We start from the raw sequence: 25,689 nt of genomic DNA on the forward strand, positions 1-25,689 counted from the left end.
GTGCTCTTCCGATCGGGGCGGATGTGGCGGTCGCCTCGCGCTTCGCACCGGGCGGCAGCGTGGCGGACTGGGCGCAGCCCGCCCGCACGCGGCTCTCCACTTTCGCCAATCGCGCCGCGCGCCGCATTACAGGCGTCGAACTGACCGATCCGATGAGCGGTTTTTTCCTGCTGGAGACGGAACTCGCCCGCAAATTAGCCCCGCGCCTGTCCGGCATCGGCTTCAAGATCCTGCTCGACATGCTCGCGGCATCGGAGCGGACGCTGGAGGTGCAGGAGGTGCCGCTGTCCTTCGCCCCCCGGCGGGGCGGGATCAGCAAGCTGGACAAGGGCGTGGCCTTCGACTTTATCGCCGGTCTTTATGAACGCAGCCTCGGCCGCTTCATTCCGACGCGCTTCGCCATGTTCGGCACGGTGGGCGGCATCGGCGTCTTGGTCCATCTGGCGGTGCTGGCGCTGCTGCTCGGCGGTGTGACGGATCGCTTCCCCGTGGCGCAGGCCAGCGCCACGCTGGCGACCATGACGTTCAATTTCTGGCTGAACAACTGGCTGACCTATCGCGACCGCCGCCTGACGGGCGCGGGGCCATGGCTGCGCGGCTGGGCAGGGTTCTGCCTCGCCTGCTCGGTCGGCGCCTTCGCCAATGTCGCCGCCGCCAGCCTGCTGGAAGCACGCGGCGCACCGGTGCTGGCGGCGGCGCTGATCGGCATATTGCTGGGTTCGGTGTGGAACTACGCGCTGTCGTCACGCTTCGTCTGGGGCCGGTACTAAGCCGTCAGACCCAGCCGGGGAGCCACATGTACCGCTGGAACCCGTCCGCCCCCGGCAGCGCCGCCGCCGACAATATGGGATAGAACCACGCGAAGACCGCCACGCTGCCGCCCAGCACCGCCAGCGGCAGCAGCCGCCAGCCCCTCTGCCACGTGGCGTCGAGCGCAAAGGTCAGCGCCGCCAGCAGGAAGCAGGACGGCAGGAAATAATGGTAATAGAACTGCACCGGCTTCGCGGCGACGATCCAGAAACCCAGCGCCACGCCATACAGCACGAAAGCAGCCCAGGCCGCATTGTCGCCCCGCATCACGCCGCGCCAGCCGCACCAGGCAAGCGCCGGCAGGCCGAGCAGCATCGTCAGCGGGTTGCCGATCAGCAGCACCCCGCGCTGCACCCCGTCGACAGGTTCGTACAGATACCAGATCGCCCGCAGGTTCAGCACCCATTCGTCCCAGCGGCTCTGATAGGGGTGCGGCTGGACGACGCTTTCCTGCAGGGCCAGCATCTCGGCATGCAGCGCGATCAACCCGCCCGGCTGCAGGGGCGCGGCGGCGAAGAACAGCGCGGGCAGGAAGGTGAGCGCATAGGTCGCCAGCGGCACTGCGCCGAGCCACAGTACGGCTTCCAGCAGCGAAACACCCGGCACCGGCGCACCCCGGCGGCTCAGCAGCAGCCGCCGCCGCCCCGCGCCCAGGCGATAGAAGAAGAACGCCGCACCTGGCACCATCGCCAGCGGGACGGCGTTCCATTTCGTTGCCATGGCAAGGCCCAGCATGGTGCCCGCCACCGCCAGCCGCCGCCGACCGACCTCCGGTTCGCGCACCGCGCCCGCACATTGCCACAGCGCCACCAGCAGAAACGCTACCATGAACATGTCGAGCATGGCGATGCGCGCATGGACATAGGTAAAGAACCCCGTCGCCAGCAGGATTGAGCCGGCGATGGCAGCGAACCGCGTATCGCGTGCATACCAGCAGGCGCGGCCGAAGGCGAACACGGCGAGCCCCCCGGCCAGTGCGGAAAAGAACCGCCAGCCGACGGGATTGTCGCCGAGGATCGCAATGCCCAGGGCGATGATCTGTTTGCCGAGCAGGGGATGTTCGCGGTTCGGCCACGCGCCCGCACCCAGCATATCGCGCGCGGCGGGCAGATAATGCACTTCGTCGAAGAAGGGCTCCGACGGTATGCCCAGCCGCCACCAGGTGAGCAGCGTCGCCGCGGCTGCAATGGCGATAATCCAGGCGACGGGATCTTTCGGTCGGGGGTTCCGTTGCATCGAACGTGCCTGTATAATTGGAGGGTTGCGGCGGCAATCGGAAAGCGGAACCGGAAAGCGGGATGGGAGAGCGGTGATGAGCAGATGTCACCGTTTATCGACTGCCGGCATCGGTTCGTCTCGAAAGATCGCGCCAGGCGCTACGAAATATGTTGTATATGATAAGAGGCGGAACTATTCGGCCATCGTTTTGTTGATGTATTGAATCGCGCAATTAGGGCGTAACATAGGGCTTAATTATGAAAATTCGCAATCTCGCTTACGCGGCAGCTGCCGCATCTCTGGCCGCAGCGCCGGTCGCCGCACAGGCTGCTGCTCCCGTCGAACGGGTTGCCGCTCCTTCGGCTGAGGAAAACGAACTGTCCCGTTTTGCCAGCATCGGTCCGGCATTCATCATCATCGCCCTCGCGGCGGCTGGCATGGCCGTGCTGCTTCTGACGGATGACGATGATGACGATTTCCCGGTTTCGGTCTGACACCATCTGAATCGGAATTATGGGGGCGGTGCCGCAAGGCGCCGCCCTTTTTCGTGATTGCGGGGAAACGATACGCGCTTCCGCCGCGCAGGCATGCCCTTGCACCTGTCTATCGCCCATTTTCGGTTGCGCCCCGCCGATCCTGCCGCCTAATGCCCATGCCATGAAGAAGACCACCGGCACCGATCGTTCCGTCACCCGCAACTGGCGGCCCCAGACCCGTGCGATCCGCGGCGGAACCTGGCGCAGCGAACATGGCGAGACGAGCGAGGCGCTGTTCCTCACCTCCGGCTATACATTCGACGATGCCGGCACCGTCGCGGCGCGTTTCGCTGGCGAGCAGCCGGGCATGACCTATTCGCGGCTGCAGAACCCCACCGTCGCCATGCTGGAAGAACGCATCGCGCTGATGGAAGGGGCGGAGGCCTGCCGTGCCCAGGCCAGCGGCATGGCGGCGATGACGGCGGCGCTGCTGTGCCAGTTGTCGGCGGGCGATCACTGCGTGGCGGCGCGCGCGGCCTTCGGTTCGTGCCGCTGGCTGGTCGACAGCCTGCTTCCCCGCTTCGGCATCGAAACCAGCGTCGTCGACAGCGCCGACAATACTGCCTGGGAAGCGGCGATCCGCCCCAACACCAGGGTGTTCTTCTTCGAAACTCCGGCCAATCCGACGCTCGACATCGTCGATCTCGAAGCTGTCTGCGCGCTGGCGAAAGCGCACGACATTACCACGGTGGTCGACAATGCCTTTGCCACCAGCGCCCTGCAGCGGCCGATGGAATTCGGCGCGGATGTCGTCGCCTATTCCGCGACCAAGCTGATGGACGGGCAGGGCCGGGTGCTGGCCGGGGCGATCTGCGGCACCGAGGAGTTCATCACCGAAACGCTGCTGCCGTTCCAGCGGAATACCGGGCCGAATTGCGCGCCTTTCAACGCCTGGGTCGTGTTGAAGGGTCTTGAGACCCTGTCGCTGCGCGCCGAGCGGCAGAGCCGCAATGCGCTCGAAGTCGGCCGCTTCCTCGAACCCCGCGTCGCGCGGATGCTGCATCCGGGCCTGCCAAGCCACCCGCGCCACGCGCTCGCGATGCGGCAGATGGATGCCTGCGGCCCGATCTTCAGCTTCGTGGTGGATGGCGGCCGGGCGCAGGCGCATGCCGTGCTGGATGCACTGGAACTGATCGATATTTCGAACAATATCGGCGATGCGCGCAGCCTGATGTGCCACCCTGCCAGCACTACCCATGCGGGCATGAGCGAGGACGACCGCCTCGCCATAGGCATCGGCGAGGGCATGCTGCGGGTGAATATCGGGCTGGAGGATGTCGAGGATCTGATCGAGGATCTCGACCGCGCGCTGAAGGCCGCGGGCCTCTAGAACAGATTCCCGGACAAATACCGACTATCCCACCGCGGGCCTTCCGTGCTCCTTCCGTCCGCCGGTTGGTCAGTCGCGCGGATCGGTATGGCCCCTGGTTTCCAGGTCGTGCTGGATATCCTCTCGCAGGGCACGGGTGCCGGCGTCGGATCGTGCATCCTCTGCCGCGGTGGTCTTTTTGTTGCTCAGATAGGCGAAGATGACGGCGCCGATGAGCAGGATGGGCCCGGCAATGACGACGACGGTCCAGATGGATTCCATGGATTGAGACTCCTTTTGCCCGGACAACGCATGGCCGAGCATTTCTTTCCGCGCTGAACGGCTGGGCGATCTGCGTGCCGGCCACGCGGTTGTGCGTTGCAGCAAAACCTTCTAGGAGCGCGCTTTCATCGTTTCAGGCCCGACGGGGCAAATCACCACAAGCAGGACCGGTCCATGCTCGAAGCCGCGCCGATACAGGAACAGCGCCGCGCCGGCTGGCGCGCCGAGATTCGCAACGAATGGTTCGGCAATATCCGCGCCGACCTGCTCGCCGGGATCGTCGTGGCGCTGGCGCTCATTCCCGAAGCGATCGGCTTCGCCATCATCGCGGGCGTCGACCCCAGCGTCGGCCTCTATGCCTCGGTCGCGATCGCGATGGTCATCGCGCTGGTGGGCGGCCGCCCCGGCATGATTTCCGCCGCCACCGCCGCCGTCGCCGTCGTGGTCATCCCGCTGGTGCGCGACCACGGCGTGGAATATCTCTTCGCCGCCACCATCCTGATGGGCCTCATACAGGCCCTGGCCGCGCTGCTGCGGCTCGACCTGCTGATGCAGTTCGTCTCGCGCTCGGTCATCACCGGCTTCGTCAATGCGCTGGCGATCCTGATCTTCATGGCGCAATTGCCGCAACTGACGAATGTGAGCTGGGAAACCTATGCGATGGTGGCGGCGGGTCTCGCCATCATCTACGGCCTGCCGCGCCTGACCAAGGCGGTACCGTCGCCGCTGGTGGCCATCGTGCTGCTGACCATCGTCGCCGTCTGGTTCGGCCTGCCGGTGAACACGGTCGGACAAATGGGCGATCTGCCCGACGGGCTGCCGTCCTTCATCCTGCCCGACGTGCCGCTGACCTGGGAAACGCTGCAGATCATCCTGCCTTTTTCGCTGACCATGGCGGCGGTGGGCCTGCTGGAATCGCTGCTGACGGCGCAGATCGTGGACGACATGACCCATACCGACAGCAACAAGCAGCGCGAAACGGCGGGGCAGGGCATCGCCAATGTGGGCGCGGCGCTGGTCGGCGGGATGGGCGGCTGCGCGATGATCGGGCAATCGGTCATCAACGTCGCCAGCGGGGGGCGCGGGCGGCTTTCCACCTTCGCCGCCGGGGCGTTCCTGCTGTTCCTCCTCGCCGTGCTGGGCGACTGGGTGGGCCGCGTGCCGATGCCGGCGCTGGTCGCGGTGATGATCATGGTGTCGATCGGCACCTTCAGCTGGGTTTCGATCCCCAATCTGCGCCGCCATCCGCCCACCAGTTCTGTCGTGATGCTGGCGACGGTGGCGGTGGTGGTCGTCACGCATGACCTGGCGCTCGGCGTGCTGACCGGCGTGCTGCTTTCGGGCATCTTCTTCGCGGGCAAGGTCCGCACGATGTTCGCGGTGGAACGGGTGCGGCGCGAACACAGCGCGGTGTACCGGGTGACGGGGCAGATCTTCTTCGCCTCGGTCGACCGCTTCACCCGCGCGCTCGGCCCCGAAAGCGCTTATGCGGATGCCGCGAGCCATGTTGTGATCGACGTCAGCGGCGCGCATTTCTGGGACATTTCGGCCATCGGCGCGCTCGACAAGGTGGTGGACCGGATGCGCCGCAACGGCCGCCACGTGCGCGTGGTCGGCATGAACCGCGCCAGCAGCGACCTGGTCGACAAATTCGCGCTGGAGGACCGCACCGGCCTCGAAACCGGCCTCGCCCCGCATTGATGCGGCAGCGGTTCATGCAGGCGACTAGGCAGCGCGCCCTGCATTCGCTATCCTGCCCGGCGCAATGAGAGAATTCTTCCAGCACGCCGCGATCACGCAGGGCATCACCGTCCGGGTGGCCGCCAGCTTCCTGCCCGAACAATCGCGGCCCGAGGCGGGCAAGTGGTTCTGGGCCTATCACATCCGCATCGAGAACGGCAGCCACGAACGGGTGCAGCTGATCGCCCGGCACTGGCGTATCACCGACGGGCGCGGCATGGTGAGCCTGGTCGATGGCGACGGCGTTGTCGGCGAACAGCCCGTGCTGCACCCCGGCGAAACCCACGATTACGTCTCCGGCTGCCCGCTGCCCACGCCGCACGGGTCGATGGAGGGGCACTACACCTTCCACCGCGAGGACGGCAGCCTGCTCGAGGTGGCGATCCCGCATTTCCCCCTCGCGGCGCCCGCCACCGCGCGCTAGGGCGCAGCAATGAAGCGCACTCACCTCCCCCTCAACGCCCTGCGCGTGTTCGACGCCGCCGCCCGCCACCTCAGCTTCACCCGCGCGGCGGACGAGCTGGCGGTCACCCCCGCCGCCGTGGGCCAGCAGATCCGCGCGCTGGAGGACCACCTCGGCACCGTCCTGTTCCGCCGCACCAGCAAGGGGCTGGAACTGACCAAGGAAGGCAGCGCCGGCCTTGACCCCTTGCGCGAAGGGTTCCTCCGCTTCGAGGAGAGCGTGCAGGCCATGCAGGCCGGGCAGGCGAGCGACCGCTACACCATCGCCGCCCCGCGCGAATTCTACGCCCAGTGGCTCAGCCACCGCCTCGCCGCCTTCCGCCGCGACCATCCCGACGTCACCTTCCAGCTTGTCGCGGACGAGAATGCCGATTTCACCGAGGCCAATCTCGACCTCGCCATCCGCCTTGCCGACGGGCCGGGCGACCTGGAGGGCGTGCAACTCGCCCCGGCGCGCCGCGTGGTGGTCGCGGCGAAGGACGCGCCCGAGGAATGGATCAGCTGGCCCGGCGCGCCGTCATCTTCGGGCGAGGGCGACGGGGCGGAGGCGCGGGTGCAGGCCGGCAATGCGGGCCAGGCGCTCTCTTCCGTGCTGGCGGGGCTGGGCCGGGCGATGCTGCCGATGCTGCTGGTGGAGGATGCGCTGGCCGATGGCCGCCTGCATGTTCTGGAGGGGCCGGACGAGGGCCGCCGCGCCTATTGGCTGATGGCCCCGCCGCCGCAATGGCGGCAGAAGAAGGTCAGGACGCTGGCGGCATTTCTGACGGCGGAATAAGCCCCGCCGCATCTTCGGACCCATCTGCGAAGTCGCAATCGCCTCGCGCATATTCCGCCGCCGAACGCTGGCGGGCGATCATCGCATCCAGCTTGGCATCGATACTGGCGAACACCGCGTCCTCGTCCTCCACGCTGTCCAAGGCGTGCTGCGCCAGCACCTCGGCGCGGATGCTCTCATACAGCGGATGGCCGGGCCGCAGGTTCTGGATGCCATAGCGTTCGGGCATCCGGTGCTGCAGCAGGAAGCGCAGCAGCGCATTGTCATGCCGCACCCATGTGCCGAGCAGCTTCCCGCCCGAGACGATGGGCCGCTCCTCGCCGGCAAGCGCACGCTCGAGCGCACAATCCTCCAGCCGCTGCATCCCGCGCTCCAGCGCCGCATCCCAGGCAGAGGAAAAACCCTCCGCCCCCGGCCGCGCGCGGAGTTTATACAGCGCCTCCAGCGATTTCCCGATGGAGCGCGCCGCCTGTCTCACGATCCCCGTCGCCGCCAGGGTAGCGACGAATCGCCGCTGCAGATCGGGCGTGATCGAATTGGAACGCGGGCGCGCGTGAAGGTAAGGCGCAAAGCCGAGCAACGGATCGTCATCCCCCGGCACATCGCCGGGAAAAGCGGTGGCGGAAGTCCCCTGAGCCGCAATCGCCCGCGTGGAGCGGGAGGCGTTGAGGGACGGGCGATGCGGGTCACGAGGGTCTGCCATATCCCCGCCCAGATTGCAGAAAGCGAGGGAGTAGGAAAATGGTTTGTCGGCTGCATTAGGCATTGGATCATGCCCGGATTGATCCTGCCGGTCTCGGCTGAACGAAACTTTCTGGGGAATTCTCCTCCAAACTGGACATAACAGGAACAAAGGACTTCACAGAGCTTCTCGGGATAGTTACCGAACGCCGCACGGAAAGGATGATGATTTGATGGCAAGCAGCGTTGAGCTCTTCTCAGGATGCGGCGGTATGGCTTTCGGGCTTGCGCAGGCGGGTTTTGGTCACCGATCTCTCGTTGAGTTCAATGAGTGTGCAGTTGAAACTATGCTGCACAACAAGCGCAGAAAAGTTAATCTCGTTGAGAAATGGCCGGTAGTTCACGGCGATGTTCGGCAAGTCGATTGGTCTGAATTTTCGGGAACCGACCTAGTCGCGGGTGGCCCGCCTTGCCAGCCTTTTAGTATTGGCGGCAAGGCTGCTGGTCAAAATGATAAACGAGACATGTGGCCAGAGGCTGCTAGGGCTGTTGCCGAAATTGCTCCAAAAGCGTTTTTGTTCGAGAACGTGAGAGGTCTCGCCCGACCTCGTTTCGAATCCTACTTCAACAACATACAGAAGAAGCTTGCTCGCCCGACCAGCGACTTAAGCTATAGTGTAGCAGTTCAATTGGTGAATGCCGCTGATTTTGGGGCAGCGCAAAAGAGAAACAGGATTCTCATATTCGGCTTGAAAAATGCCGAGGAAGGCTATTTCCAGCCGCTGATGCCAACCCATTCTCGCGAGCGGCTGTTGTGGGAGCAGTGGATTACAGGCAGTTATTGGGATGAACACGAGATCCTTAAGAGTTCTCGAGAGATCGCGAGAGTAGATGCTGCGACTGTCGAGCGGATGCGAAAAAAGAGGATAGAGCCAAAAACAAAACGGTGGGTAACGGTTCGGGATCGTCTTAAGGGATTGGGCGAACCATCAGGGGAAGGCGATCATCGCCTGCAACTCGGTGCGAAAGTTTACTTGGGACATACCGGCAGCTTGCTGGACCAGCCAGCTAAAGCGCTAAAGGCCGGCGATCACGGCGTACCGGGTGGTGAGAACATGATGGTCAAGGATGATGGTTCGGTACGCTATTTCACTGTTCGTGAATGTGCGAGGCTCCAAGGTTTACCAGACGATTATCAGTTTCCAAGAAGCTGGACGGAGTCGATGCGCCAGCTTGGGAACGCTGTTCCAGTTGAGTTGGCAAGGATAGCTGGAGAGCGAATTATGAACTTGCTCTCGCCTAGGAATGAAGATTTTGCCATTGCTGCATGATGGATACGGAGCGGAAAGAAATCGATTCTCCTGAGGTTGCTGGCTATGTCGAATTCGAATTCGATTTGCCGAAGGCGCTTCTCCACCGTTTAATTGAAGTGTTTGATGAAATTTCTGCGGCGGCGCTTTCTGTCACCAACGTAAATGAAATTCCCGATGAGCAAGGTGTATACCAGCTTTTTCTGGATGGTGCGTTAGTTTACGTGGGGAAAACTGATGGGGAAGCAGGTTTGCGGTCGCGATTGAGTCGCCATGCAACGAAGCTTCTTCATCGGCATTCGTTGAGTGCTGACAAAGTTTCTTATAAGGCAGTTCGGGTTTTTGTCTTTACTGCCATGGACTTGGAGGGTGATTTAATCCGCCATTACGGTGGAGTTAAAATGCTTTCTTGGAATGGCAGTGGTTTTGGGTCTAATGATCCTGGTAAAGAACGAGATACAACGAAAGTTAAACTGACCAACTTCGATGCTCAATTTCCGATCGATATCGACCGTGAAATCCATTTCCCAATTGATGCAGATGAAAGTGCTGCATCAATTTTGGCAAGGTTAAAATCTCTTCTACCCTATACGCTTCGATTTGAAATGAGTGGTCCCAAAGGTCGTAAGCCCCACGCAGACCTTGAGGTTACCATTCCGGGAAGTTTAAATGGCCCGGCAACGGCGAGAACTGTTTTGGCGCATATCCTTTCCGTGTTGCCATCAGGGTGGAAGGCCACCGCTCTTCCTGGCTACATCATCATGTATAAGAATGATGCTCGAATTATCCCGAGTGGGTTGGTCGTTGCGACTGCACCTTGACCCGCAGCCAAATCCAACATAGACGGCCCCCCATCCGAGACTCGGCGCTCTAACCGGCGCTGCTTCGGTCAGATAGAGCTGAACATTGCCGGTCATGTCCGGGGGCCTGTCGCTTGATGCGGCTTGGCTCTTTTCTATTGGGGTGGCATTTGCCTCCCTCGGGCAGCCGTCAGAGTAACCCGGTGGCTTTGGGCCATTCGTGGTGGAGCGTTTCAGGCTCGTGCGAACAGACCGCTTCCGGCGCAGACATGCGCCGCGTGCGGCTTTTGCCCGATCCCCCGTTTCTCCCGAACAACTCAAACAGCTACCAGCCCCAATGGCCGGGAACCGCGCCCCTTCAGGAAAAGTGGGCACCGGTTTTCCGCCCGGAAGGGGCACCCCCGACGCGCACTAGCGCGCGTCGGGAAAACAAGGTGAAGAGAATTTATGCCGACAATCAACCAGCTGGTCCGCAAGGGCCGCGTTCCGCAGAAGGCCAAGTCCAAGGTTCCTGCAATGGAACAGAACCCGCAGAAGCGCGGCGTTTGCACCCGCGTCTATACCACCACGCCGAAGAAGCCGAACTCGGCGCTTCGCAAGGTGGCCAAGGTGCGTCTGACCAACCAGCGCGAAGTCATCTCCTACATTCCGGGCGAAGGTCATAACCTCCAGGAACATTCCGTGGTGCTGATCCGCGGCGGCCGTGTCCGCGACCTTCCCGGCGTGCGCTACCACGTGCTGCGCGGCGTGCTCGACACGCAGGGCGTGAAGGACCGCAAGCAGAGCCGTTCCAAATACGGTGCCAAGCGTCCGAAGTAAGGTTTAGCCACGGTAGAGGTCCGGCTCCGGCCCGCTTCCCCGCCCGGTATTGTTTTTTCCGGCCTGAATGGCCGGGCGCGGTGTCGGCCCGCTCCCCCTCCCAACCACCCGGTCCAGCATGGGATCCTATCGGGTGGTTGGGAGGGGGAGAGGGTCGGAGCCGCCCACTCCGAAGGAGTTCGAGAATGTCACGTCGTCGTCGTCCCGAAAAGCGGGTCATCCTGCCCGATCCCAAGTTCAAGGATCTGGTGCTTTCGAAATTCATGAACAATCTGATGCTGGACGGGAAGAAATCCACGGCCGAGCGCATCGTCTATGGCGCGCTGGAAGTGGTGGAAACCAAATCCAAGGCCGATCCGGTGCAGATGTTCCATGACGCGCTGAACAACATCAAGCCGCAGGTCGAGGTCCGCAGCCGCCGCGTCGGCGGTGCGACTTACCAGGTGCCGGTCGAGGTTCGCCCCGAACGCGCCCAGGCGCTCGCCATCCGCTGGCTGATCACGGCGGCGCGCGGCCGTCCGGAAACCACCATGTCGGCGCGCCTGTCGGGCGAGCTGATGGATGCGGCCAACAATCGCGGCAATGCGGTGAAGAAGCGTGAAGACGCGCACCGCATGGCCGATGCCAACCGCGCCTTCAGCCACTATCGCTGGTAAGGCGCTGCTTTTCTGACCGGCCAGAGCGTGGCCCCTGCCGGACAACCCGGCGGGGGCACGTCTTTAACCGGTCGGTGCAGTAACTATATAACCGGGGCGGGGCGCGTGTGGCGCACCCCCCATCCGCTCTAAGATCACAGGAAATCACCATGGCCCGCGAATATCCGCTGGAACGCTACCGCAATATCGGCATCATGGCGCATATCGACGCCGGCAAGACGACCACGACGGAGCGGATCCTTTACTACACCGGCAAATCCTACAAGATCGGCGAAGTCCACGACGGCGCCGCGACGATGGACTGGATGGAGCAGGAGCAGGAGCGTGGCATCACGATCACCTCCGCCGCCACCACGACCTTCTGGGCGAATGAGGATGGCAAGGGCGAAAAGCACCGCATCAACATCATCGACACCCCCGGCCACGTCGACTTCACCATCGAAGTCGAACGCTCGCTGCGCGTGCTCGACGGCGCGGTAGCGGTCTTCGACGGCGTCGCAGGAGTCGAACCCCAGTCCGAAACCGTCTGGCGCCAGGCCGATAAATACGGCGTTCCGCGGATGTGCTTCATCAATAAATTGGACCGCACCGGCGCCGACTTCTATTACTGCGTGCAGTCGATCATCGACCGCCTCGGCGCGAAACCTTTAGTGCTGTATCTTCCCATTGGCGCGGAAGCTGACTTGCGCGGTGTTGTCGATCTGGTGAACAACCGCGGTATCGTCTGGGAAAACGACGGGTTGGGCGCTGAGTTCAACTATATCGACATTCCTGAAGAGCTGGCCGACAAGGCCGCGGAATACCGCGAAGCCCTCATCGAAACTGTCGTCGAACAGGATGACGAGGTCATGGAGACCTATCTCGAAGGTCAGATCCCTGATGCGGCGACACTAAAGCGACTTATCCGCAAGGGCACGATGAATCGCGATTTCGTGCCCGTGTTGTGCGGCTCGGCCTTCAAGAACAAGGGCGTTCAGCCGCTGCTCGACGCGGTCGTCGATTACATGCCGTCGCCGCTCGACGTTGCCGACATTAAGGGCGTTCTGCCCGACAGCGACGAGGAAGCAACCCGCCCCTCCAGCGACGATGCGCCATTCTCTGCGCTGGCATTCAAGATCATGAACGATCCCTTCGTTGGTTCGCTCACCTTTACGCGGATCTATTCCGGACAGCTTGCCAAGGGCAGCGTGCTGAATTCCGTGAAGGAAAAGAAGGAAAAGATCGGCCGCATGCTGCTGATGCATTCCAATAATCGCGAAGACATTGATGAAGCTTTCGCGGGCGATATCGTGGCCATCGCGGGTCTGAAGGAAACGACGACCGGTGATACGCTGTGCGCCTCCTCGCATCCGATCATCCTCGAGCGCATGGAATTCCCCGAGCCCGTCATCGAGCTTTCGGTGGAACCGAAGACCAAGGCCGACCAGGAAAAGATGGGTGTCGCGCTCAACCGCCTCGCGGCTGAGGATCCGTCCTTCCGCGTGACGACCGACCATGAATCCGGTCAGACGATCATCAAGGGCATGGGCGAGCTTCACCTCGACATTCTCGTCGACCGCATGCGGCGCGAATTCAAGGTCGAGGCGAATGTCGGTGCGCCTCAGGTGGCCTATCGCGAATCGCTCGGCCGAGAAGTCGAAGTCACCTATACGCACAAGAAACAGTCGGGTGGTTCGGGCCAGTTCGGTGAAGCCAAGGTTATCGTCACCCCCGGTGAGCGTGGCCAGGGCGTCATTTTCGAAGACCAGGTCAAGGGCGGTAACATCCCACGCGAATACATCCCGTCGGTCGAGAAAGGCATGCGCGAGCAGGCCGAAAGCGGCTTCCTCGTTGGCTTCCCGATCATTGATTTCACCATCAAGCTGATCGACGGAAAATATCATGACGTCGACTCCAGTACCGTGGCCTTCGAGATCACGGGGCGCGGTGCAATGCGGGAAGCGGCGCAGAAGGCCGGTATCAAGCTGCTGGAGCCGGTAATGAAGGTCGAGGTAGTGACGCCTGACGATTATCTGGGCGATGTCATCGGCGATCTCAACAGCCGCCGCGGCCAGATCCAGGGGACCGACACCCGCGGTAACGCACAGGCTGTCGAGGCTCATGTGCCGCTGGCCAATATGTTCGGTTATGTGAACGAGCTTCGTTCATTCACCCAGGGCCGTGCCAATTACTCGATGCAATTCTCGCATTATGACGAAGTGCCCGCAAGCGTGGCACAGGAAGTCAAGGAGAAGCTCGCCTAAGCGCCCTTGCGTTTAGCATAGCAAGCCGCTAGGGGCGGCGCCTGCTGAGCGGGTGCCGTCCTTCTCCCGCGATAGAAGTTACAAACATTCCAACAGAGGTTACATTCACATGGCGAAGGCAAAATTCGAGCGGAACAAGCCGCATTGCAACATCGGCACCATCGGTCACGTCGACCACGGTAAGACCACGCTGACGGCCGCGATCACCAAGGTCATGGCGGAAGAGCATGGCGGTGCCGCTGTCGATTTCGCAAATATCGACAAGGCTCCGGAAGAGCGTGAGCGCGGCATCACCATTTCGACCGCACATGTCGAATATGAAACCGGCGCACGCCACTATGCGCATGTCGATTGCCCGGGTCACGCCGACTACGTCAAGAACATGATTACCGGTGCGGCGCAGATGGACGGTGCGATCCTGGTTGTGAACGCTGCTGACGGCCCGATGCCGCAGACTCGCGAGCACATCCTGCTCGCCCGTCAGGTCGGCGTGCCTGCTCTGGTCGTGTATCTGAACAAGGTCGATCAGGTCGATGACGAGGAAATCCTCGAACTCGTTGAACTCGAAGTGCGCGAACTGCTCTCCAGCTACGATTTCGACGGCGACAACATCCCCATCGTCAAGGGTTCGGCTCTGGCTGCTCTTGAAGGCCGTGACGACAACATTGGCAAGAACTCGATCATCGAACTGATGAACGCAGTCGACGAGCACATCCCGCAGCCCGAACGTCCGATCGATCAGGCCTTCCTGATGCCGATCGAAGACGTGTTCTCTATCTCGGGTCGGGGTACTGTCGTTACGGGCCGCGTCGAAACCGGTATCGTGAATGTTGGCGACGAAGTTGAAATCGTCGGCATCAAGGACACCTCGAAGACGACCGTTACGGGCGTTGAAATGTTCCGCAAGCTGCTCGACCGCGGCGAAGCTGGCGACAACATCGGTGCACTCGTTCGCGGTGTCGGCCGTGATGATGTCGAGCGTGGCCAGGTTCTGGCCAAGCCGGGATCTGTCAACCCGCACACCGAATTCAGCGCCGAAGTCTACGTGCTGTCGAAGGACGAGGGTGGTCGTCACACGCCGTTCTTCGCCAACTATCGCCCGCAGTTCTACTTCCGTACCACGGACGTGACCGGCGAAGTGATCCTTCCCGAAGGTACGGAAATGGTCATGCCTGGTGATAACGTGACGATCTCGGTCAAGCTCATCGCTCCGATCGCGATGGACGAAGGTCTCCGTTTCGCAATCCGCGAAGGTGGCCGGACCGTTGGTTCGGGGGTTGTCAGCAACATCACGAAGTAATATAGGCTGCTGCAACGGCGGAGATTCGTTTCCGCCTTTGCAGAACATCTTCGATTGGTTGCCCCGCTCTCTCCCCGAGAGGAGAGGGGGTGGGGCAAGTTCTTATTGCTCTTTCTCATCGGTAGTTGGAAATGGAAGCCCAGAATATTCGCATTCGCCTCAAGGCGTTTGACCACCGCGTTCTCGACCAGGCAACTGGTGAGATTGCAGACACCGCCCGCCGCACGGGCGCGCTGATCCGGGGTCCCATTCCGATGCCGACGAGGATCGAGAAGTTCACCGTAAACCGCGGTCCGCACATCGACAAGAAGTCGCGTGAGCAGTTCGAAGTTCGTACGTACAAAAGGCTGCTCGACATCGTGCAACCGAACGCCCAGACGGTCGACGCGCTGATGAAGCTCGATCTGGCTGCCGGCGTTAACGTGGAAATCAAGCTGGCTTAATTTCTGCTGGCCTGCTTACGCGGGCCGATGACTAAGGGATACCGCCGGGCTTTGCCCGGGCCGCGTCCCCCGTCTCGTTGCTCCCTAGCCGGGAGTGGCAACTGGCCCGGGCGGGGCGACGCATCACAAAATGGGCTGGCAAGCCCCTGAATGGTTCAGGGGCCTCTGTTGAGGAGTTTTGACGATGCGCACAGGCGTGATCGCTAAGAAAGTCGGGATGACTCGCCTCTTTCAGGAGGATGGACGGCACGTTCCCGTGACCGTTCTCGCCTTGGAGGAATGCCAGGTCGTGTCGCACCGCACAGCTGACCGTGACGGCTATTATGCGTTGCAGGTCGGCTCGGGTGAAGCCAAGCAAAAAAACGTCAACAAGCCGCAGCGCGAGCATTTCGCCAAGGCCGAAGTGTCGCTGAAGCGCAAGGTTGCCGAATTTCGGGTGGAGAACGACGAAGGGCTGCTGCCTATTGGTGCTACAATCAGTGCGGATCACTTCATCGCCGGACAGAAGGTCGATATCACCGGTCATACGCAGGGGAAGGGTTTCGCGGGTGCGATGAAGCGCTGGAACTTCGGCGGTCTCCGTGCGTCACATGGCGTGTCGCTTAGCCATCGTTCGCATGGCTCCACGGGTATGCGCCAGGACCCGGGCCGCGTCTTCAAGAACAAGAAGATGGCCGGTCACATGGGTGACAAGCAGCGCACCCAGCAGAATCTTGAAATCGTGCGAACCGATGCCGATCGCGGACTGTTGTTCGTGAAGGGCTCGGTCCCCGGCCACAAGAACAGCTGGCTGATGGTTCGTGACGCGGTCAAGCTGCCGATGCCCGAAGGCGCGCCGTTCCCCGGGGCGATCTTCGAGAAGAAGTCCACGCTGCCGGAAAGCGAAGATGCGCAGGCTGGCATGGTCGAGAGCGGTGCGGTCAATGAGATCGATACCGGTCCGACGCAGGCTGAAGAGGAAGCGATCCTCGCGCAAAAGAACGCGGGTGCCGCAGCAGAGAATACGCCGGCCGCCGGTGAAGAAACCGATCCCGTTAACAATCCGTCCACCGCCAAGACGGCGTCGGACGAGAACAAGGAGGGCTGATCCGGTGAAGGTGAAGGTCCAGAAAATCGACGGCGGAAGCGCGTCTGGCGATGTTGAGCTGAACGATGCCGTGTTTGGGATTGAGCCCCGCGCCGATATCCTGCATCGCGTCGTGACGTGGCAGCTTGAGAACCGCCGTGCGACTGCACGCCCGGTACGCGAGCGTTCCGACGTGGCGCGCACCGGCAAGAAATATGGCAAGCAGAAGGGCGGGGGCGTAGCCCGTCACGGTGATCGCAAGGCGCCGATCTTCATCGGCGGTGGCAAGGCTCACGGTGCGCGCAAGCGTGACTTCGAGCAGTCGCTTAACAAGAAGATCCGGCAGCTCGGCCTCAAGATGGCCCTGTCGAGCAAGGCTCGTGACGGTCTGGTTGTTGTCGACAGCCTCGACATTCAGGATGGCAAGACCAAGGCGCTCGCAGCCGAGTTCGGCAAGGCTGGCTGGAAGCGGGTTCTCGTCATCGATGGTGAGACCGTAAACGAGGGCTTCGCTCGTGCGGCCGGCAATTTGCCTGGAGTGAACGTGCTTCCTGCCGTAGGAGCCAATGTCTACGACATTCTCAACCATGACACGCTGGTCCTGACCAGGGACGCTGTCGAAAAGCTGGAGGCCCGGTTCAATGGCTAAGCAGCAAACAGTCGACGCGCGTCATTATGACGTCGTCCTCGCGCCGCATATCACTGAGAAGGCGACCTTGCTTTCCGAGCACAATGCAGTCGTGTTCAAGGTGGCGAATGACGCGACCAAGCCGCAGATCAAGGATGCCGTCGAAGCATTGTTCGGCGTCAAGGTCACCGGCGTGAACACCATAGTCCAAAAGGGCAAAACGAAGCGCTGGAAGGGTCGTCCCTACAAGCGCACGGATGCCAAGAAGGCCATCGTAACCCTGGCAGACGGCGATTCCATCGACGTCACCAGCGGCGTCTGAGGCCGGAGGAACGAACCATGGCACTCAAGAATTACAAACCGACAAGCCCCGCGCGCCGCGGGCTTATTCTTGTCGACAAATCCGGGCTCTACAAGGGCAAGCCGGTCAAGGCGCTTACCGAAGGCAAGCACAAGACCGGTGGCCGTAACAACAAGGGCCACGTGACCTCGCGCGGCATCGGCGGCGGCCATAAGCAAAAATATCGTTTCGTTGATTTCAAACGCCGCAAGTGGGAGATGCCCGCGACCGTCGAGCGGATCGAATATGATCCCAACCGCACGGCGTTCATCGCGCTTATCAAATATGAAGACGGTGAGCAGAACTACATTATCGCTCCGCAGCGTCTCGCTGTAGGCGACAGTGTCGTTGCAGGTGAGCGGGTCGACACGAAGCCGGGCAACGCCATGCTTCTCGGGCAGATGCCGGTTGGCACCATTTGCCACAATGTCGAGATGAAGCCCGGCAAAGGCGGTCAGATTGCGCGTTCGGCAGGTGCTTATGTGCAGCTGGTCGGCCGTGACCGCGGAATGGTGATCGTTCGTCTGAACTCGGGCGAGCAGCGTTACCTGCGCAGCGATTGCATGGGTACGGTTGGTGCGGTATCCAATCCGGACAATTCGAACCAGAACCTGGCGAAGGCCGGCCGCAAGCGGTGGATGGGTGTGAAGCCCCTGACGCGCGGCGTTGCCAAGAACCCCGTCGATCACCCCCATGGTGGCGGTGAAGGCCGTACCTCGGGTGGTCGTCACCCGGTCACACCCTGGGGCAAGCCGACGAAGGGCGCCCGCACCCGCAGCAACAAGCAGACGGACAAATATATTATCCGTTCGCGCCACGCCAAGAAGAAGAGGTAAGCGACATGGCTCGTTCCGTCTGGAAAGGTCCGTTTGTCGACCTTCATCTGCTCCGCAAGGCGCAGAATGCCCAGGAAGCTGGTGGCCGTGCCCCGATCAAGACCTGGTCGCGCCGCAGCACCATCCTTCCCGATTTCGTCGGCCTGACATTCAGTGTCTACAATGGCCACAAGTTCATTCCCGTGTCCGTCAGTGAGGACATGGTCGGTCACAAGCTCGGTGAATTCGCGCCCACGCGCAGCTTCCCCGGTCATGCCGCTGACAAGAAGGGCAAGCGCTGATGGGCAAGGCAAAATCTCCCCGCCGCGTCGCTGAGAACGAGGCTCTCGCGGTCGGCACGACCATCCGTGGTTCGGCTCAGAAGCTGAACCTCGTTGCTCAACTGATCCGCGGCAAGAAAGCCGAAGAGGCGCTCAACATTCTCGCTTTCTCCAAGAAGGCGATGGCCCGTGATGCGACCAAGGTGCTGGCGTCTGCCATCGCCAATGCGGAAAACAATCATGATCTGGACGTCGACTCTCTCGTTGTTGCGGAAGCAAGCGTCGGCAAGTCGATCACCATGAAGCGCTTCCACACGCGTGGCCGGGGCAAGAGCACCCGTATTCTGAAGCCGTTCAGCCGGCTGCGTGTCGTGGTTCGCGAAGTATCCGATGAAGTGGAGGCCTGATTCATGGGTCAGAAAAGCAATCCGATCGGCCTGCGCCTGCAGATCAACCGTACCTGGGACAGCCGCTGGTATGCCGAAGGGCGTGACTACGCACAGCTGCTGAAGGAAGACATCGAGATCCGCAAGCACATCGTCGAGACGCTGCCGCAGGCCGCTATCTCGAAGGTGGTGATCGAGCGCCCGGCCAAGTTGTGCCGCATCTCGATCTACGCTGCGCGGCCCGGTGTCATTATCGGCAAGAAGGGCGCGGATATCGAGAAGCTGCGCAGCAAGCTCGCCACGATGACCGCCAGCGAGGTGAAGTTGAACATCGTCGAGATCCGGAAGCCCGAAATCGACGCCAAGCTGGTGGCGCAGGGCGTGGCAGATCAGCTGATCCGCCGTATCGCCTTCCGCCGTGCCATGAAGCGCGCCGTTCAGTCGGCACTGCGGCTCGGTGCTGAAGGTATCCGGATCGTCTGCGGTGGCCGGCTTGGCGGTGCGGAAATCGCCCGCGTCGAATGGTACCGCGAAGGCCGCGTTCCGCTGCACACGCTTCGCGCCAATATCGACTATGCCGAAGCCGAGGCGCTTACCGCCTACGGCATCATCGGCATCAAATGCTGGATCTTCAAGGGCGAGATTCTCGCGCACGATCCTACCGCGCAGGACCGCCTGATGATGGAAGCCCAGACTTCCGGCGTCCGGCCCGCGCGTTGATTTTGGCGCATTGAGATAGGTATTAAGCAATGCTGCAACCAAAGAAAATGAAGTATCGCAAGGCGTTCAAGGGCCGGATCAAGGGCGATGCACGTGGCGGAACGACGCTGAATTTCGGATCCTATGGTCTGAAGGCTCTTGAACCCGAGCGCATCACCGCACGCCAGATCGAAGCTGCGCGCCGAGCGATCACGCGCCACATGAAGCGCCAGGGCCGGCTCTGGATTCGCATCTTCCCGGATGTTCCTGTATCGAAGAAGCCTGCCGAAGTTCGTCAGGGTAAGGGCAAGGGCTCTGTCGAATATTGGGCCGCACGGGTCAAACCTGGTCGCATCCTGTTCGAACTGGATGGAGTGGCCGGTCCGCTGGCTGCAGAGGCTTTCAGCCGCGCGGCGATGAAGCTGCCGATCAAGACGAAGGTCGTGGCACGCTTCGGCGACACCTCGCATCTTGGAGGCGAATGATGAGCAAGATTGAAGATTTGCGCGGCAAGAGCGACGATCAGCTTACCGAGGAACTCGTGGAGCTGAAACGTGAGCAATTCAATCTGCGCTTCCAATCCGCCACCAACCAGCTGGAACGCCCGGCGCGCATTCGCGAAGTTCGCCGTTCGATCGCCAAGATCAAGACGCTGCAGACGGAACGCTCCGCCAAGGCTTCCAGCGAAGCTCAGGGGGCATAAGGAAAACCGATGCCGAAACGTATTCTGATCGGGACGGTAACGTCCGACAAGACCGACAAGACCGTGACCGTGCTGGTCGAACGAAAGGTGAAGCACCCGCTGTACGGGAAGATCATCCGTCGTTCCAAGAAGTACCACGCGCACGACGAAGGCAATGAATTCACGATGGGCGATACCGTCCGCATCGAGGAAACCAAGCCGATCTCGAAGACCAAGACCTGGCGCGTCATCGACCGGGTGCAGGCCAGCAAGGGTCAGGCCGTCGACGCCGACCTTGAAGTCGGAGCTGCCACCCCCAACTGAGGGGTCCGGCCGAACGACACCGTGTTTTTTGGAACTGCCGGGCGGGACTCGGCAAGCCACTAGGAAGGAAACGCATCGATGATCCAGATGCAGTCAAATCTAGACGTTGCCGATAATAGCGGCGCGAAGCGCGTTCAGTGCATCAAGGTACTGGGCGGGTCGAAGCGCCGGACGGCCAGCGTCGGCGACGTGATCGTCGTCTCGGTGAAGGAGGCGCAGCCACGCGCACGCGTCAAGAAGGGCGACGTTCATCGCGCCGTGATCGTTCGTACCCGCAAGGACGTGCGCCGCCCCGATGGCAGCGTGATCCGCTTTGACGGCAATGCGGCCGTTCTTGTTAACAAGAACGAAGAGCCGATCGGCACCCGCATTTTTGGCCCCGTGGTCCGCGAATTGCGCGGCCGCGGCTTCATGAAGATTATCAGCCTTGCTCCGGAGGTGCTCTAATGGCTTCCGCTAAGATCAAGAAGGGTGACACTGTCGTTATCCTGTCCGGCAAGGACAAGGGCGAGACCGGCAAGGTTCGCACGATCATGCCGAAGGACGGCAAGGTGATCGTCGAGGGGATCAACATGATCTCCCGCCACCGCAAGCCTGACCAGGCCAATCCGCAGGGCGGCATCGATCGCCGCGAAGCCGCAATGCATCTTTCCAAGGTCGCGGTTGCCGATCCCAAGGATGGCAAGCCAACCCGCGTGCGTTTCGAGGAACGCGACGGAAAGAAAATTCGTGTAGCCGTGAAATCCGGAGAGACGATCGATGGCTGATTATACGCCCCGCATGAAAAAGCGTTTTGACGACGAGATCGTCAAGGCGATGACCGAGAAGTTCGGCTACAAGAACCGGCTCGAAGTCCCGCAGCTTCAGAAGATCACCTTGAACATGGGTGTCGGTGAAGCCAGCCAGGACAAGAAGAAAGTCCAGACGGCGGCTGAAGAGATGGCGCTTATTGCCGGCCAGAAGCCGGTAATCACCAAGGCGAAGAAATCCATCGCTCAGTTCAAGCTGCGCGAGGGTATGCCCATCGGTGCGAAGGTGACTCTGCGCCGGGAACGCATGTATGAGTTCCTTGACCGCCTCATCACCGTAGCGATGCCGCGTATCCGCGACTTTCGTGGCCTGAATCCGCGTTCCTTCGATGGCCGTGGCAATTACGCCATGGGGCTGAAGGAGCAGATCGTCTTTCCCGAAATCTCGTACGACAAGATCGATACGGTGAGGGGCATGGACATCATCGTTACCACCACGGCGAAGACCGACGAAGAGGCGCGTGAATTGCTGCGTCTGTTCGGTTTCCCGTTCCCGGCTGAACAGTCGGAAGAGAAGGAAGCGGCATGAGCCGCTTAATGGAGAGAGCTTAAGTCCATGGCGAAACTGAGTTCCATAAACAAGAACGAGAAGCGCAAGCAGCTCGTGAAGAAATATGCGGCGAAATACACGAAGCTGAAAGCCATTGCCGATGATACCTCGCTTGATGAGGGTGAACGTCTGATTGCGCGCCTGAAGCTTGCCGAAATTCCTCGCAATGCAAACCCCACCCGTGTGCGCAACCGCTGCACCACGACCGGCCGTCCGCGCGGCTACTACCGCAAGTTCGGGCTTAACCGCATCGAACTCCGCAATCTTGCCAACAAAGGCATGATTCCGGGCGTGACCAAGTCCAGCTGGTGAGGATCTGACGAATGGCTATGACCGATCCCCTGGGTGACATGCTCACCCGCATCCGCAACGGCCAGCGCGCGAAGAAGGACTCCGTCCTTTCGCCCGCTTCCAAGCTGCGCGCCAATGTTCTCGAAGTCCTCCAGCGCGAAGGTTATATTCGCGGTTACTCGGAAGATGCGAGCGGCAAGCATCCGGCGCTGCGGATCGAACTGAAATATTTCGAAGGCGAGCCTGCGATCAAGCACGTTGCCCGCGTTTCGAAGCCTGGCCGCCGCGTGTATTCGGGCAGCAAGGAACTGCCGACGATCCGTAACGGCCTCGGCATTACCATCGTGTCGACGCCTCGTGGGGTGCTTTCGGATAACGAAGCGCGCGGCGAGAATGTCGGCGGCGAAGTGCTGGCGGAGGTATTCTGATGAGCCGCATCGGCAAGAAATCGGTAGCGATCCCGAGCGGTGTAACTGCCAAGATCGAAAGCAAAACGCTGACGGTGCAGGGGCCGAAGGGCACTCTGTCCATGGGTCTCGTCGACGATATCGCCTATGCGGTCGAGAATGACGAAATCAGCATCAAGCCTGCGAATGACAGCCGCAAGGCGCGTGATTTCTGGGGCATGCAGCGGACGCTGGTCTCCAATCTGGTCGAGGGCGTAACCGAGGGTTATACCAAGGTGCTCGAGATCAACGGTGTCGGTTACCGCGCCCAGGCGCAGGGCCGCAAGCTCAAGCTTCAGCTTGGCTACAGCCATGATGTCGATCTCCATGTGCCTGAAGGTGTTGAGGTCAAAACCCCCGATCAGACCACGATCGAGATCAGCGGCATCGACAAACAGGCCGTTGGGCAGTTCGCTGCGGAAGTCCGCAGCTGGCGAAAGCCGGAACCCTATAAGGGCAAAGGGATCAAGTATCGCGGCGAGTATATCTTCCGCAAGGAAGGGAAGAAGAAGTAAGATGGCCAAACTTTCTCTTTTCGAGCGCCGCCGCCGACGTGTCCGTACCGCGCTGAAGAGCCGGTCGGGAACTCGCCCGCGCCTTTCGGTTCACCGCACGGGTCAGCATATCTATGCGCAGATCATCAGCGATGCGGAAGGCCGGACGCTTGCTGCTGCCTCCTCGCTGGGTGCCGATAAGTCCGGTGCCAATGTCGAAGCCGCCAGCCAGGTGGGCAAGGATATTGCCGCAGCTGCGAAAAAGGCGGGCGTTACGACTGTCGTGTTCGATCGCGGTGGTTTCCTTTTCCATGGCCGCGTCAAGGCGCTGGCCGATGCCGCCCGCGAAGGCGGGCTGGAGTTCTGATTATGGCTGAAGAAAACAAGCCCGAAAATGCCGCGAACACGCCTGCTGTCGCAGAAACCGAACACGCGGTGACCCCGCAGCCCAAGGTTGACAACGCCGGGGCTACACCGACTCCGACTGTTGCCCCTACGGAAGCGTTCGAGAACCAGTCGCCCGCTGCCGGCGATCCTTCGCAGCCGCGCAACCAGCGCAATTCACGTGGTGCTGGCGGCCGTGACGGCGGACGCGATGGTGGCCGTGGTCGCGGTCGCGGACGAGACGATCGTCGCGGTGGTCGCCAGGAAGAAGATGACGGCATTATCGAAAAGCTGGTGCACATCAACCGCGTTTCAAAGACGGTGAAGGGCGGCAAGCGCTTCGGTTTCGCTGCACTTGTCGTGGTCGGCGACGGTACAGGTCGCGTTGGTTTCGGCAAGGGCAAGGCCCGCGAAGTGCCGGAAGCGATCACCAAGGCAACGGCTGCGGCCCGCAAGAAGATGGTCCGTGTTCCCCTGAAGGAAGGTCGCACTCTGCATCATGACGGCAACGGGCATTTCGGTGCGGGCAGGGTCACCCTGCGTACGGCCCCTCCGGGGACCGGCATTATTGCCGGCGGCCCGATGCGTGCAGTGTTCGAGAGCCTTGGCGTTTCGGATGTGGTGACGAAATCGGTAGGCACCTCGAATCCCTACAACATGATCCGGGCTACTTTCGATGCTCTGGTCAATCAGACATCGCCAAAATCCGTTGCCCAGCGCCGCGGTAAGAAAATTGCTGACCTGCTGGGACGAGGCGGGTCCAATGATGCGGAGGCGGAAGCAGAAGCGGCCGCGGTTACGGAGTAAGCGACATGGCCAAGAACAGCACCATCAGGATCCGGCAGATCGGCTCGCCAATCCGCCGTCCCAAAGGCCAGCGCGAGACGCTGGTGGGTCTCGGGCTCAACAAGATGCACAAGACTGTTGAACTACAGGATACACCCGAAGTCCGGGGCGCGATTGCGAAGCTTCCGCATCTCGTGCAGATTGTCGACTGATTGACCATCAACAAACCGAAACGCTCCGGGAATGAATTTCCGGGGCGTTTTGTCTGCCTTTTGCAGGTTTCGCAAAACGCAGATCAGAAGCATCGTCCTTGGCAAAGGGAGCCGTAAGACGGCAATTGATCCTGCCGCTCCGGGCGCCACGGGATGTGATGTACGGCATTAAGTCTGCTCGCCCCGCCATTTCGACCACTTATCTTCCTCAATATGCCTGACGCGATCATCTGCTCATGGCGCAGCCCGGTTGATCATGGCGCAGATGCAGCTCTGGTAGGAGCGGCTGCGACCAGCCAGTGCATATCGACGCGGTGTAGTCGATCTTCGACCGCTTTACTGCGCAAATTCCGCTGCACCGTTATCTACACTGATGTCCGACAGGCTGGAGATGAGAATGATATACAGTGCCATCGTAGTGCAGGCCTGACGCCAATGTCTCTGGGCACGGCTGCCTTGAAGGCCCTTTCAGGTGGAAGGCGGGACAGGTGAAATGGGGGGTGACTCTGCGGCGCCTTGGCGCTAAAGGCCCTGCTTCACATCAGCGCGAACAAAAGCGAAAGCGAGTGCAATCTCATGAATCTCAATGAACTCCACGACAATCCTGGCGCCCGCAAGAAGCGGATGCGCGTCGGACGCGGCATAGGCTCGGGCAAGGGTAAGACTTCCGGCCGCGGCCAGAAGGGGCAAAAGAGCCGTTCGGGCGTTGCTGTCAAGGGTTTCGAGGGCGGCCAGATGCCGCTCCACATGCGTCTCCCGAAGCGCGGTTTCAACAATCCTTTCGGCAAGGATTTCGCCGAAGTGAATGTAGGCATGATCCAGAAGTTCATCGACGCAGGCAAGCTCGACGCGAAGAACCCTATCGACCATGATGCATTGAAGGCCGCTGGCCTGGCTCGTGGCGGCAAGGATGGTGTTCGCCTTCTGAACAAGGGTGAGCTTTCCGCAGCAGTGACGTTGAAGGTGGCCGGAGCTTCCAAGCGCGCGATCGAAGCTGTCGACAAGGCAGGTGGTTCGGTCGAGGTGATTGTACCGCGGGTTACCGCCCAGGCGGAGCGGGTCGCAGCCAAGAAGGCCGGCAAGACCGCTTCCAAGTAATCAGCCGATCGGAG

Annotated in this window: 36 protein-coding genes; 33 read left to right on the forward strand and 3 right to left on the reverse strand. The window is 61.3% G+C overall.

Annotated elements, in window-relative coordinates:
- Positions 1 to 770, forward strand: a 770-nt coding sequence (locus HG250_RS07920) for a GtrA family protein (RefSeq protein WP_170004470.1), incomplete at its 5' end; no start/stop codon positions are given.
- A 4-nt stretch (positions 771 to 774) separates the two neighbouring features.
- On the opposite strand, the gene HG250_RS07925 is transcribed toward HG250_RS07920, so the two are convergent.
- Positions 775 to 2,046, reverse strand: coding sequence for a glycosyltransferase family 39 protein (locus tag HG250_RS07925; protein ID WP_170004472.1), 1,272 nt, complete (start codon positions 2,044 to 2,046; stop codon positions 775 to 777).
- A 239-nt stretch (positions 2,047 to 2,285) separates the two neighbouring features.
- Between HG250_RS07925 and HG250_RS07930 the strand changes: the two genes are divergently transcribed.
- Together HG250_RS07930 and HG250_RS07935 are read left to right on the forward strand one after the other, a co-directional pair.
- On the forward strand, positions 2,286 to 2,522 hold the full coding sequence (locus HG250_RS07930) for a hypothetical protein (protein ID WP_170004474.1): 237 nt from the start codon (positions 2,286 to 2,288) through the stop codon (positions 2,520 to 2,522).
- Between the two features lie 163 nt (positions 2,523 to 2,685).
- Entirely contained in the window at positions 2,686 to 3,894 is a 1,209-nt protein-coding gene (locus HG250_RS07935) for a trans-sulfuration enzyme family protein (protein WP_170004476.1), read from the forward strand.
- Positions 3,895 to 3,963: 69 nt separating this feature from the next.
- On the opposite strand, the gene HG250_RS07940 is transcribed toward HG250_RS07935, so the two are convergent.
- On the reverse strand, positions 3,964 to 4,155 hold the full coding sequence (locus tag HG250_RS07940) for a hypothetical protein (RefSeq protein WP_170004478.1): 192 nt from the start codon (positions 4,153 to 4,155) through the stop codon (positions 3,964 to 3,966).
- Between the two features lie 174 nt (positions 4,156 to 4,329).
- On the opposite strand from HG250_RS07940, the gene HG250_RS07945 reads away from it, so the two are divergent.
- The 3 genes from HG250_RS07945 to HG250_RS07955 all read left to right on the forward strand — a co-directional run bounded on the left by HG250_RS07945 (position 4,330) and on the right by HG250_RS07955 (position 7,132).
- The gene (locus tag HG250_RS07945; protein ID WP_170004480.1) at positions 4,330 to 5,856 is read left to right on the forward strand and encodes a SulP family inorganic anion transporter; all 1,527 of its coding nucleotides are present in this window, start codon (positions 4,330 to 4,332) and stop codon (positions 5,854 to 5,856) included.
- Positions 5,857 to 5,920: 64 nt separating this feature from the next.
- Positions 5,921 to 6,319, forward strand: coding sequence for a Co2+/Mg2+ efflux protein ApaG (gene apaG, locus HG250_RS07950; RefSeq protein ID WP_170004482.1), 399 nt, complete (start codon positions 5,921 to 5,923; stop codon positions 6,317 to 6,319).
- A gap of 9 nt (positions 6,320 to 6,328) precedes the next feature.
- Positions 6,329 to 7,132, forward strand: a complete 804-nt coding sequence (locus HG250_RS07955) for a LysR substrate-binding domain-containing protein (RefSeq protein ID WP_170004484.1) — start codon at positions 6,329 to 6,331, stop codon at positions 7,130 to 7,132.
- Here the strand turns inward: HG250_RS07955 and HG250_RS12970 are convergent.
- Positions 7,098 to 7,835: a hypothetical protein gene (locus HG250_RS12970; RefSeq protein WP_240957005.1), complete on the reverse strand. Its 738-nt coding sequence runs from the start codon at positions 7,833 to 7,835 to the stop codon at positions 7,098 to 7,100. The two genes, HG250_RS07955 and HG250_RS12970, sit on opposite strands and share 35 nt — an antisense overlap.
- Positions 7,836 to 8,046: 211 nt before the next feature.
- Here HG250_RS12970 and HG250_RS07965 point away from each other — a divergent pair, with 211 nt between their 5' ends.
- The 27 genes from HG250_RS07965 (at position 8,047) to rplO (ending at position 25,675) form a co-directional block, all read left to right on the forward strand.
- A complete protein-coding gene (locus tag HG250_RS07965; protein ID WP_170004486.1) occupies positions 8,047 to 9,144 on the forward strand; it encodes a DNA cytosine methyltransferase in 1,098 nt (365 codons plus the stop codon).
- The gene (locus tag HG250_RS07970; protein WP_205763578.1) at positions 9,141 to 9,944 is read left to right on the forward strand and encodes a GIY-YIG nuclease family protein; all 804 of its coding nucleotides are present in this window, start codon (positions 9,141 to 9,143) and stop codon (positions 9,942 to 9,944) included. Before HG250_RS07965 ends, HG250_RS07970 begins: the two co-directional genes overlap by 4 nt.
- A gap of 426 nt (positions 9,945 to 10,370) precedes the next feature.
- Entirely contained in the window at positions 10,371 to 10,742 is a 372-nt protein-coding gene (gene rpsL / locus HG250_RS07975) for a 30S ribosomal protein S12 (protein WP_006831873.1), read from the forward strand.
- A gap of 185 nt (positions 10,743 to 10,927) precedes the next feature.
- Positions 10,928 to 11,398 carry a 30S ribosomal protein S7 gene (rpsG, locus tag HG250_RS07980; RefSeq protein WP_170004488.1) on the forward strand — a complete coding sequence of 157 codons (471 nt, stop codon included), beginning with the start codon at positions 10,928 to 10,930 and terminating at the stop codon, positions 11,396 to 11,398.
- A 149-nt stretch (positions 11,399 to 11,547) separates the two neighbouring features.
- On the forward strand, positions 11,548 to 13,641 hold the full coding sequence (fusA, locus tag HG250_RS07985) for an elongation factor G (protein WP_170004490.1): 2,094 nt from the start codon (positions 11,548 to 11,550) through the stop codon (positions 13,639 to 13,641).
- A gap of 109 nt (positions 13,642 to 13,750) precedes the next feature.
- Positions 13,751 to 14,941, forward strand: a complete 1,191-nt coding sequence (tuf, locus tag HG250_RS07990; protein ID WP_170004492.1) for an elongation factor Tu — start codon at positions 13,751 to 13,753, stop codon at positions 14,939 to 14,941.
- A 131-nt stretch (positions 14,942 to 15,072) separates the two neighbouring features.
- Complete coding sequence (rpsJ, locus tag HG250_RS07995) at positions 15,073 to 15,384, forward strand: 30S ribosomal protein S10 (RefSeq protein ID WP_006831877.1); 312 nt, start codon at positions 15,073 to 15,075, stop codon at positions 15,382 to 15,384.
- Positions 15,385 to 15,568: 184 nt separating this feature from the next.
- A complete protein-coding gene (gene rplC, locus HG250_RS08000; RefSeq protein WP_170004494.1) occupies positions 15,569 to 16,471 on the forward strand; it encodes a 50S ribosomal protein L3 in 903 nt (300 codons plus the stop codon).
- 4 nt (positions 16,472 to 16,475) lie between these two features.
- The gene (rplD, locus tag HG250_RS08005) at positions 16,476 to 17,099 is read left to right on the forward strand and encodes a 50S ribosomal protein L4 (RefSeq protein ID WP_170004496.1); all 624 of its coding nucleotides are present in this window, start codon (positions 16,476 to 16,478) and stop codon (positions 17,097 to 17,099) included.
- Positions 17,092 to 17,400, forward strand: coding sequence for a 50S ribosomal protein L23 (locus HG250_RS08010; protein WP_170004498.1), 309 nt, complete (start codon positions 17,092 to 17,094; stop codon positions 17,398 to 17,400). Before rplD ends, HG250_RS08010 begins: the two co-directional genes overlap by 8 nt.
- Before the next feature lie 17 nt (positions 17,401 to 17,417).
- Entirely contained in the window at positions 17,418 to 18,254 is an 837-nt protein-coding gene (gene rplB, locus HG250_RS08015; RefSeq protein ID WP_170004500.1) for a 50S ribosomal protein L2, read from the forward strand.
- Positions 18,255 to 18,259: 5 nt separating this feature from the next.
- A complete protein-coding gene (gene rpsS, locus HG250_RS08020; RefSeq protein WP_170004502.1) occupies positions 18,260 to 18,535 on the forward strand; it encodes a 30S ribosomal protein S19 in 276 nt (91 codons plus the stop codon).
- A complete protein-coding gene (rplV, locus tag HG250_RS08025) occupies positions 18,535 to 18,921 on the forward strand; it encodes a 50S ribosomal protein L22 (protein ID WP_170004504.1) in 387 nt (128 codons plus the stop codon). The genes rpsS and rplV overlap by 1 nt, the downstream gene beginning before the upstream one ends.
- A 3-nt stretch (positions 18,922 to 18,924) precedes the next feature.
- On the forward strand, positions 18,925 to 19,620 hold the full coding sequence (rpsC, locus tag HG250_RS08030; protein WP_170004506.1) for a 30S ribosomal protein S3: 696 nt from the start codon (positions 18,925 to 18,927) through the stop codon (positions 19,618 to 19,620).
- A 29-nt stretch (positions 19,621 to 19,649) separates the two neighbouring features.
- Positions 19,650 to 20,084: a 50S ribosomal protein L16 gene (rplP, locus tag HG250_RS08035; protein WP_170004508.1), complete on the forward strand. Its 435-nt coding sequence runs from the start codon at positions 19,650 to 19,652 to the stop codon at positions 20,082 to 20,084.
- A complete protein-coding gene (rpmC, locus tag HG250_RS08040) occupies positions 20,084 to 20,302 on the forward strand; it encodes a 50S ribosomal protein L29 (RefSeq protein WP_170004777.1) in 219 nt (72 codons plus the stop codon). The genes rplP and rpmC overlap by 1 nt, the downstream gene beginning before the upstream one ends.
- A 9-nt stretch (positions 20,303 to 20,311) precedes the next feature.
- Positions 20,312 to 20,605, forward strand: a complete 294-nt coding sequence (rpsQ, locus tag HG250_RS08045) for a 30S ribosomal protein S17 (RefSeq protein ID WP_170004510.1) — start codon at positions 20,312 to 20,314, stop codon at positions 20,603 to 20,605.
- Positions 20,606 to 20,683: 78 nt separating this feature from the next.
- Positions 20,684 to 21,052, forward strand: coding sequence for a 50S ribosomal protein L14 (gene rplN / locus HG250_RS08050; protein WP_170004512.1), 369 nt, complete (start codon positions 20,684 to 20,686; stop codon positions 21,050 to 21,052).
- On the forward strand, positions 21,052 to 21,372 hold the full coding sequence (gene rplX / locus HG250_RS08055; RefSeq protein ID WP_170004514.1) for a 50S ribosomal protein L24: 321 nt from the start codon (positions 21,052 to 21,054) through the stop codon (positions 21,370 to 21,372). The genes rplN and rplX overlap by 1 nt, the downstream gene beginning before the upstream one ends.
- On the forward strand, positions 21,365 to 21,943 hold the full coding sequence (rplE, locus tag HG250_RS08060) for a 50S ribosomal protein L5 (RefSeq protein WP_170004516.1): 579 nt from the start codon (positions 21,365 to 21,367) through the stop codon (positions 21,941 to 21,943). Before rplX ends, rplE begins: the two co-directional genes overlap by 8 nt.
- Positions 21,944 to 21,970: 27 nt before the next feature.
- A complete protein-coding gene (gene rpsN / locus HG250_RS08065) occupies positions 21,971 to 22,276 on the forward strand; it encodes a 30S ribosomal protein S14 (RefSeq protein WP_170004518.1) in 306 nt (101 codons plus the stop codon).
- 11 nt (positions 22,277 to 22,287) lie between these two features.
- Complete coding sequence (gene rpsH, locus HG250_RS08070) at positions 22,288 to 22,683, forward strand: 30S ribosomal protein S8 (RefSeq protein ID WP_170004520.1); 396 nt, start codon at positions 22,288 to 22,290, stop codon at positions 22,681 to 22,683.
- Positions 22,683 to 23,216, forward strand: a complete 534-nt coding sequence (gene rplF / locus HG250_RS08075) for a 50S ribosomal protein L6 (protein WP_170004522.1) — start codon at positions 22,683 to 22,685, stop codon at positions 23,214 to 23,216. The genes rpsH and rplF overlap by 1 nt, the downstream gene beginning before the upstream one ends.
- Position 23,217: 1 nt before the next feature.
- A complete protein-coding gene (gene rplR, locus HG250_RS08080; RefSeq protein WP_170004524.1) occupies positions 23,218 to 23,562 on the forward strand; it encodes a 50S ribosomal protein L18 in 345 nt (114 codons plus the stop codon).
- Positions 23,562 to 24,386: a 30S ribosomal protein S5 gene (rpsE, locus tag HG250_RS12975; protein ID WP_338103892.1), complete on the forward strand. Its 825-nt coding sequence runs from the start codon at positions 23,562 to 23,564 to the stop codon at positions 24,384 to 24,386. Before rplR ends, rpsE begins: the two co-directional genes overlap by 1 nt.
- Before the next feature lie 5 nt (positions 24,387 to 24,391).
- Positions 24,392 to 24,577 carry a 50S ribosomal protein L30 gene (gene rpmD / locus HG250_RS08090; protein ID WP_170004526.1) on the forward strand — a complete coding sequence of 62 codons (186 nt, stop codon included), beginning with the start codon at positions 24,392 to 24,394 and terminating at the stop codon, positions 24,575 to 24,577.
- A 576-nt stretch (positions 24,578 to 25,153) separates the two neighbouring features.
- Complete coding sequence (gene rplO, locus HG250_RS08095) at positions 25,154 to 25,675, forward strand: 50S ribosomal protein L15 (protein ID WP_170004528.1); 522 nt, start codon at positions 25,154 to 25,156, stop codon at positions 25,673 to 25,675.
- Positions 25,676 to 25,689: the final 14 nt, after the last annotated feature.

Origin of the sequence: Pseudopontixanthobacter vadosimaris (genome assembly GCF_012979275.1) — a bacterium.
GTDB lineage: Bacteria > Pseudomonadota > Alphaproteobacteria > Sphingomonadales > Sphingomonadaceae > Pseudopontixanthobacter > Pseudopontixanthobacter vadosimaris.

Excerpts from the sequence above, each read along its gene's own strand:
- rplB (WP_170004500.1), top strand. The coding sequence starts at position 17,418 with ATGGCACTCAAGAATTACAAACCGACAAGCCCCGCGCGCCGCGGGCTT.
- rpmC (WP_170004777.1), top strand. The coding sequence starts at position 20,084 with ATGAGCAAGATTGAAGATTTGCGCGGCAAGAGCGACGATCAGCTTACC.
- HG250_RS12970 (WP_240957005.1), bottom strand. The coding sequence starts at position 7,835 with ATGGCAGACCCTCGTGACCCGCATCGCCCGTCCCTCAACGCCTCCCGC.
- rplE (WP_170004516.1), top strand. The coding sequence starts at position 21,365 with ATGGCTGATTATACGCCCCGCATGAAAAAGCGTTTTGACGACGAGATC.
- HG250_RS07930 (WP_170004474.1), top strand. The coding sequence starts at position 2,286 with ATGAAAATTCGCAATCTCGCTTACGCGGCAGCTGCCGCATCTCTGGCC.
- rpsH (WP_170004520.1), top strand. The coding sequence starts at position 22,288 with ATGGCTATGACCGATCCCCTGGGTGACATGCTCACCCGCATCCGCAAC.
- HG250_RS08010 (WP_170004498.1), top strand. The coding sequence starts at position 17,092 with ATGGCTAAGCAGCAAACAGTCGACGCGCGTCATTATGACGTCGTCCTC.
- rplP (WP_170004508.1), top strand. The coding sequence starts at position 19,650 with ATGCTGCAACCAAAGAAAATGAAGTATCGCAAGGCGTTCAAGGGCCGG.
- HG250_RS07935 (WP_170004476.1), top strand. The coding sequence starts at position 2,686 with ATGAAGAAGACCACCGGCACCGATCGTTCCGTCACCCGCAACTGGCGG.
- rplX (WP_170004514.1), top strand. The coding sequence starts at position 21,052 with ATGGCTTCCGCTAAGATCAAGAAGGGTGACACTGTCGTTATCCTGTCC.
- rpsL (WP_006831873.1), top strand. The coding sequence starts at position 10,371 with ATGCCGACAATCAACCAGCTGGTCCGCAAGGGCCGCGTTCCGCAGAAG.
- HG250_RS07945 (WP_170004480.1), top strand. The coding sequence starts at position 4,330 with ATGCTCGAAGCCGCGCCGATACAGGAACAGCGCCGCGCCGGCTGGCGC.
- rplN (WP_170004512.1), top strand. The coding sequence starts at position 20,684 with ATGATCCAGATGCAGTCAAATCTAGACGTTGCCGATAATAGCGGCGCG.
- fusA (WP_170004490.1), top strand. The coding sequence starts at position 11,548 with ATGGCCCGCGAATATCCGCTGGAACGCTACCGCAATATCGGCATCATG.
- apaG (WP_170004482.1), top strand. The coding sequence starts at position 5,921 with ATGAGAGAATTCTTCCAGCACGCCGCGATCACGCAGGGCATCACCGTC.
- HG250_RS07965 (WP_170004486.1), top strand. The coding sequence starts at position 8,047 with ATGGCAAGCAGCGTTGAGCTCTTCTCAGGATGCGGCGGTATGGCTTTC.
- tuf (WP_170004492.1), top strand. The coding sequence starts at position 13,751 with ATGGCGAAGGCAAAATTCGAGCGGAACAAGCCGCATTGCAACATCGGC.
- rpsQ (WP_170004510.1), top strand. The coding sequence starts at position 20,312 with ATGCCGAAACGTATTCTGATCGGGACGGTAACGTCCGACAAGACCGAC.
- rpsS (WP_170004502.1), top strand. The coding sequence starts at position 18,260 with ATGGCTCGTTCCGTCTGGAAAGGTCCGTTTGTCGACCTTCATCTGCTC.
- rplF (WP_170004522.1), top strand. The coding sequence starts at position 22,683 with ATGAGCCGCATCGGCAAGAAATCGGTAGCGATCCCGAGCGGTGTAACT.
- rpsJ (WP_006831877.1), top strand. The coding sequence starts at position 15,073 with ATGGAAGCCCAGAATATTCGCATTCGCCTCAAGGCGTTTGACCACCGC.
- HG250_RS07940 (WP_170004478.1), bottom strand. The coding sequence starts at position 4,155 with ATGGAATCCATCTGGACCGTCGTCGTCATTGCCGGGCCCATCCTGCTC.
- rplR (WP_170004524.1), top strand. The coding sequence starts at position 23,218 with ATGGCCAAACTTTCTCTTTTCGAGCGCCGCCGCCGACGTGTCCGTACC.
- rpsN (WP_170004518.1), top strand. The coding sequence starts at position 21,971 with ATGGCGAAACTGAGTTCCATAAACAAGAACGAGAAGCGCAAGCAGCTC.
- HG250_RS07970 (WP_205763578.1), top strand. The coding sequence starts at position 9,141 with ATGATGGATACGGAGCGGAAAGAAATCGATTCTCCTGAGGTTGCTGGC.
- rplO (WP_170004528.1), top strand. The coding sequence starts at position 25,154 with ATGAATCTCAATGAACTCCACGACAATCCTGGCGCCCGCAAGAAGCGG.
- rpsC (WP_170004506.1), top strand. The coding sequence starts at position 18,925 with ATGGGTCAGAAAAGCAATCCGATCGGCCTGCGCCTGCAGATCAACCGT.
- HG250_RS07925 (WP_170004472.1), bottom strand. The coding sequence starts at position 2,046 with ATGCAACGGAACCCCCGACCGAAAGATCCCGTCGCCTGGATTATCGCC.
- rpmD (WP_170004526.1), top strand. The coding sequence starts at position 24,392 with ATGGCCAAGAACAGCACCATCAGGATCCGGCAGATCGGCTCGCCAATC.
- HG250_RS07955 (WP_170004484.1), top strand. The coding sequence starts at position 6,329 with ATGAAGCGCACTCACCTCCCCCTCAACGCCCTGCGCGTGTTCGACGCC.
- rplC (WP_170004494.1), top strand. The coding sequence starts at position 15,569 with ATGCGCACAGGCGTGATCGCTAAGAAAGTCGGGATGACTCGCCTCTTT.
- rpsG (WP_170004488.1), top strand. The coding sequence starts at position 10,928 with ATGTCACGTCGTCGTCGTCCCGAAAAGCGGGTCATCCTGCCCGATCCC.
- rplV (WP_170004504.1), top strand. The coding sequence starts at position 18,535 with ATGGGCAAGGCAAAATCTCCCCGCCGCGTCGCTGAGAACGAGGCTCTC.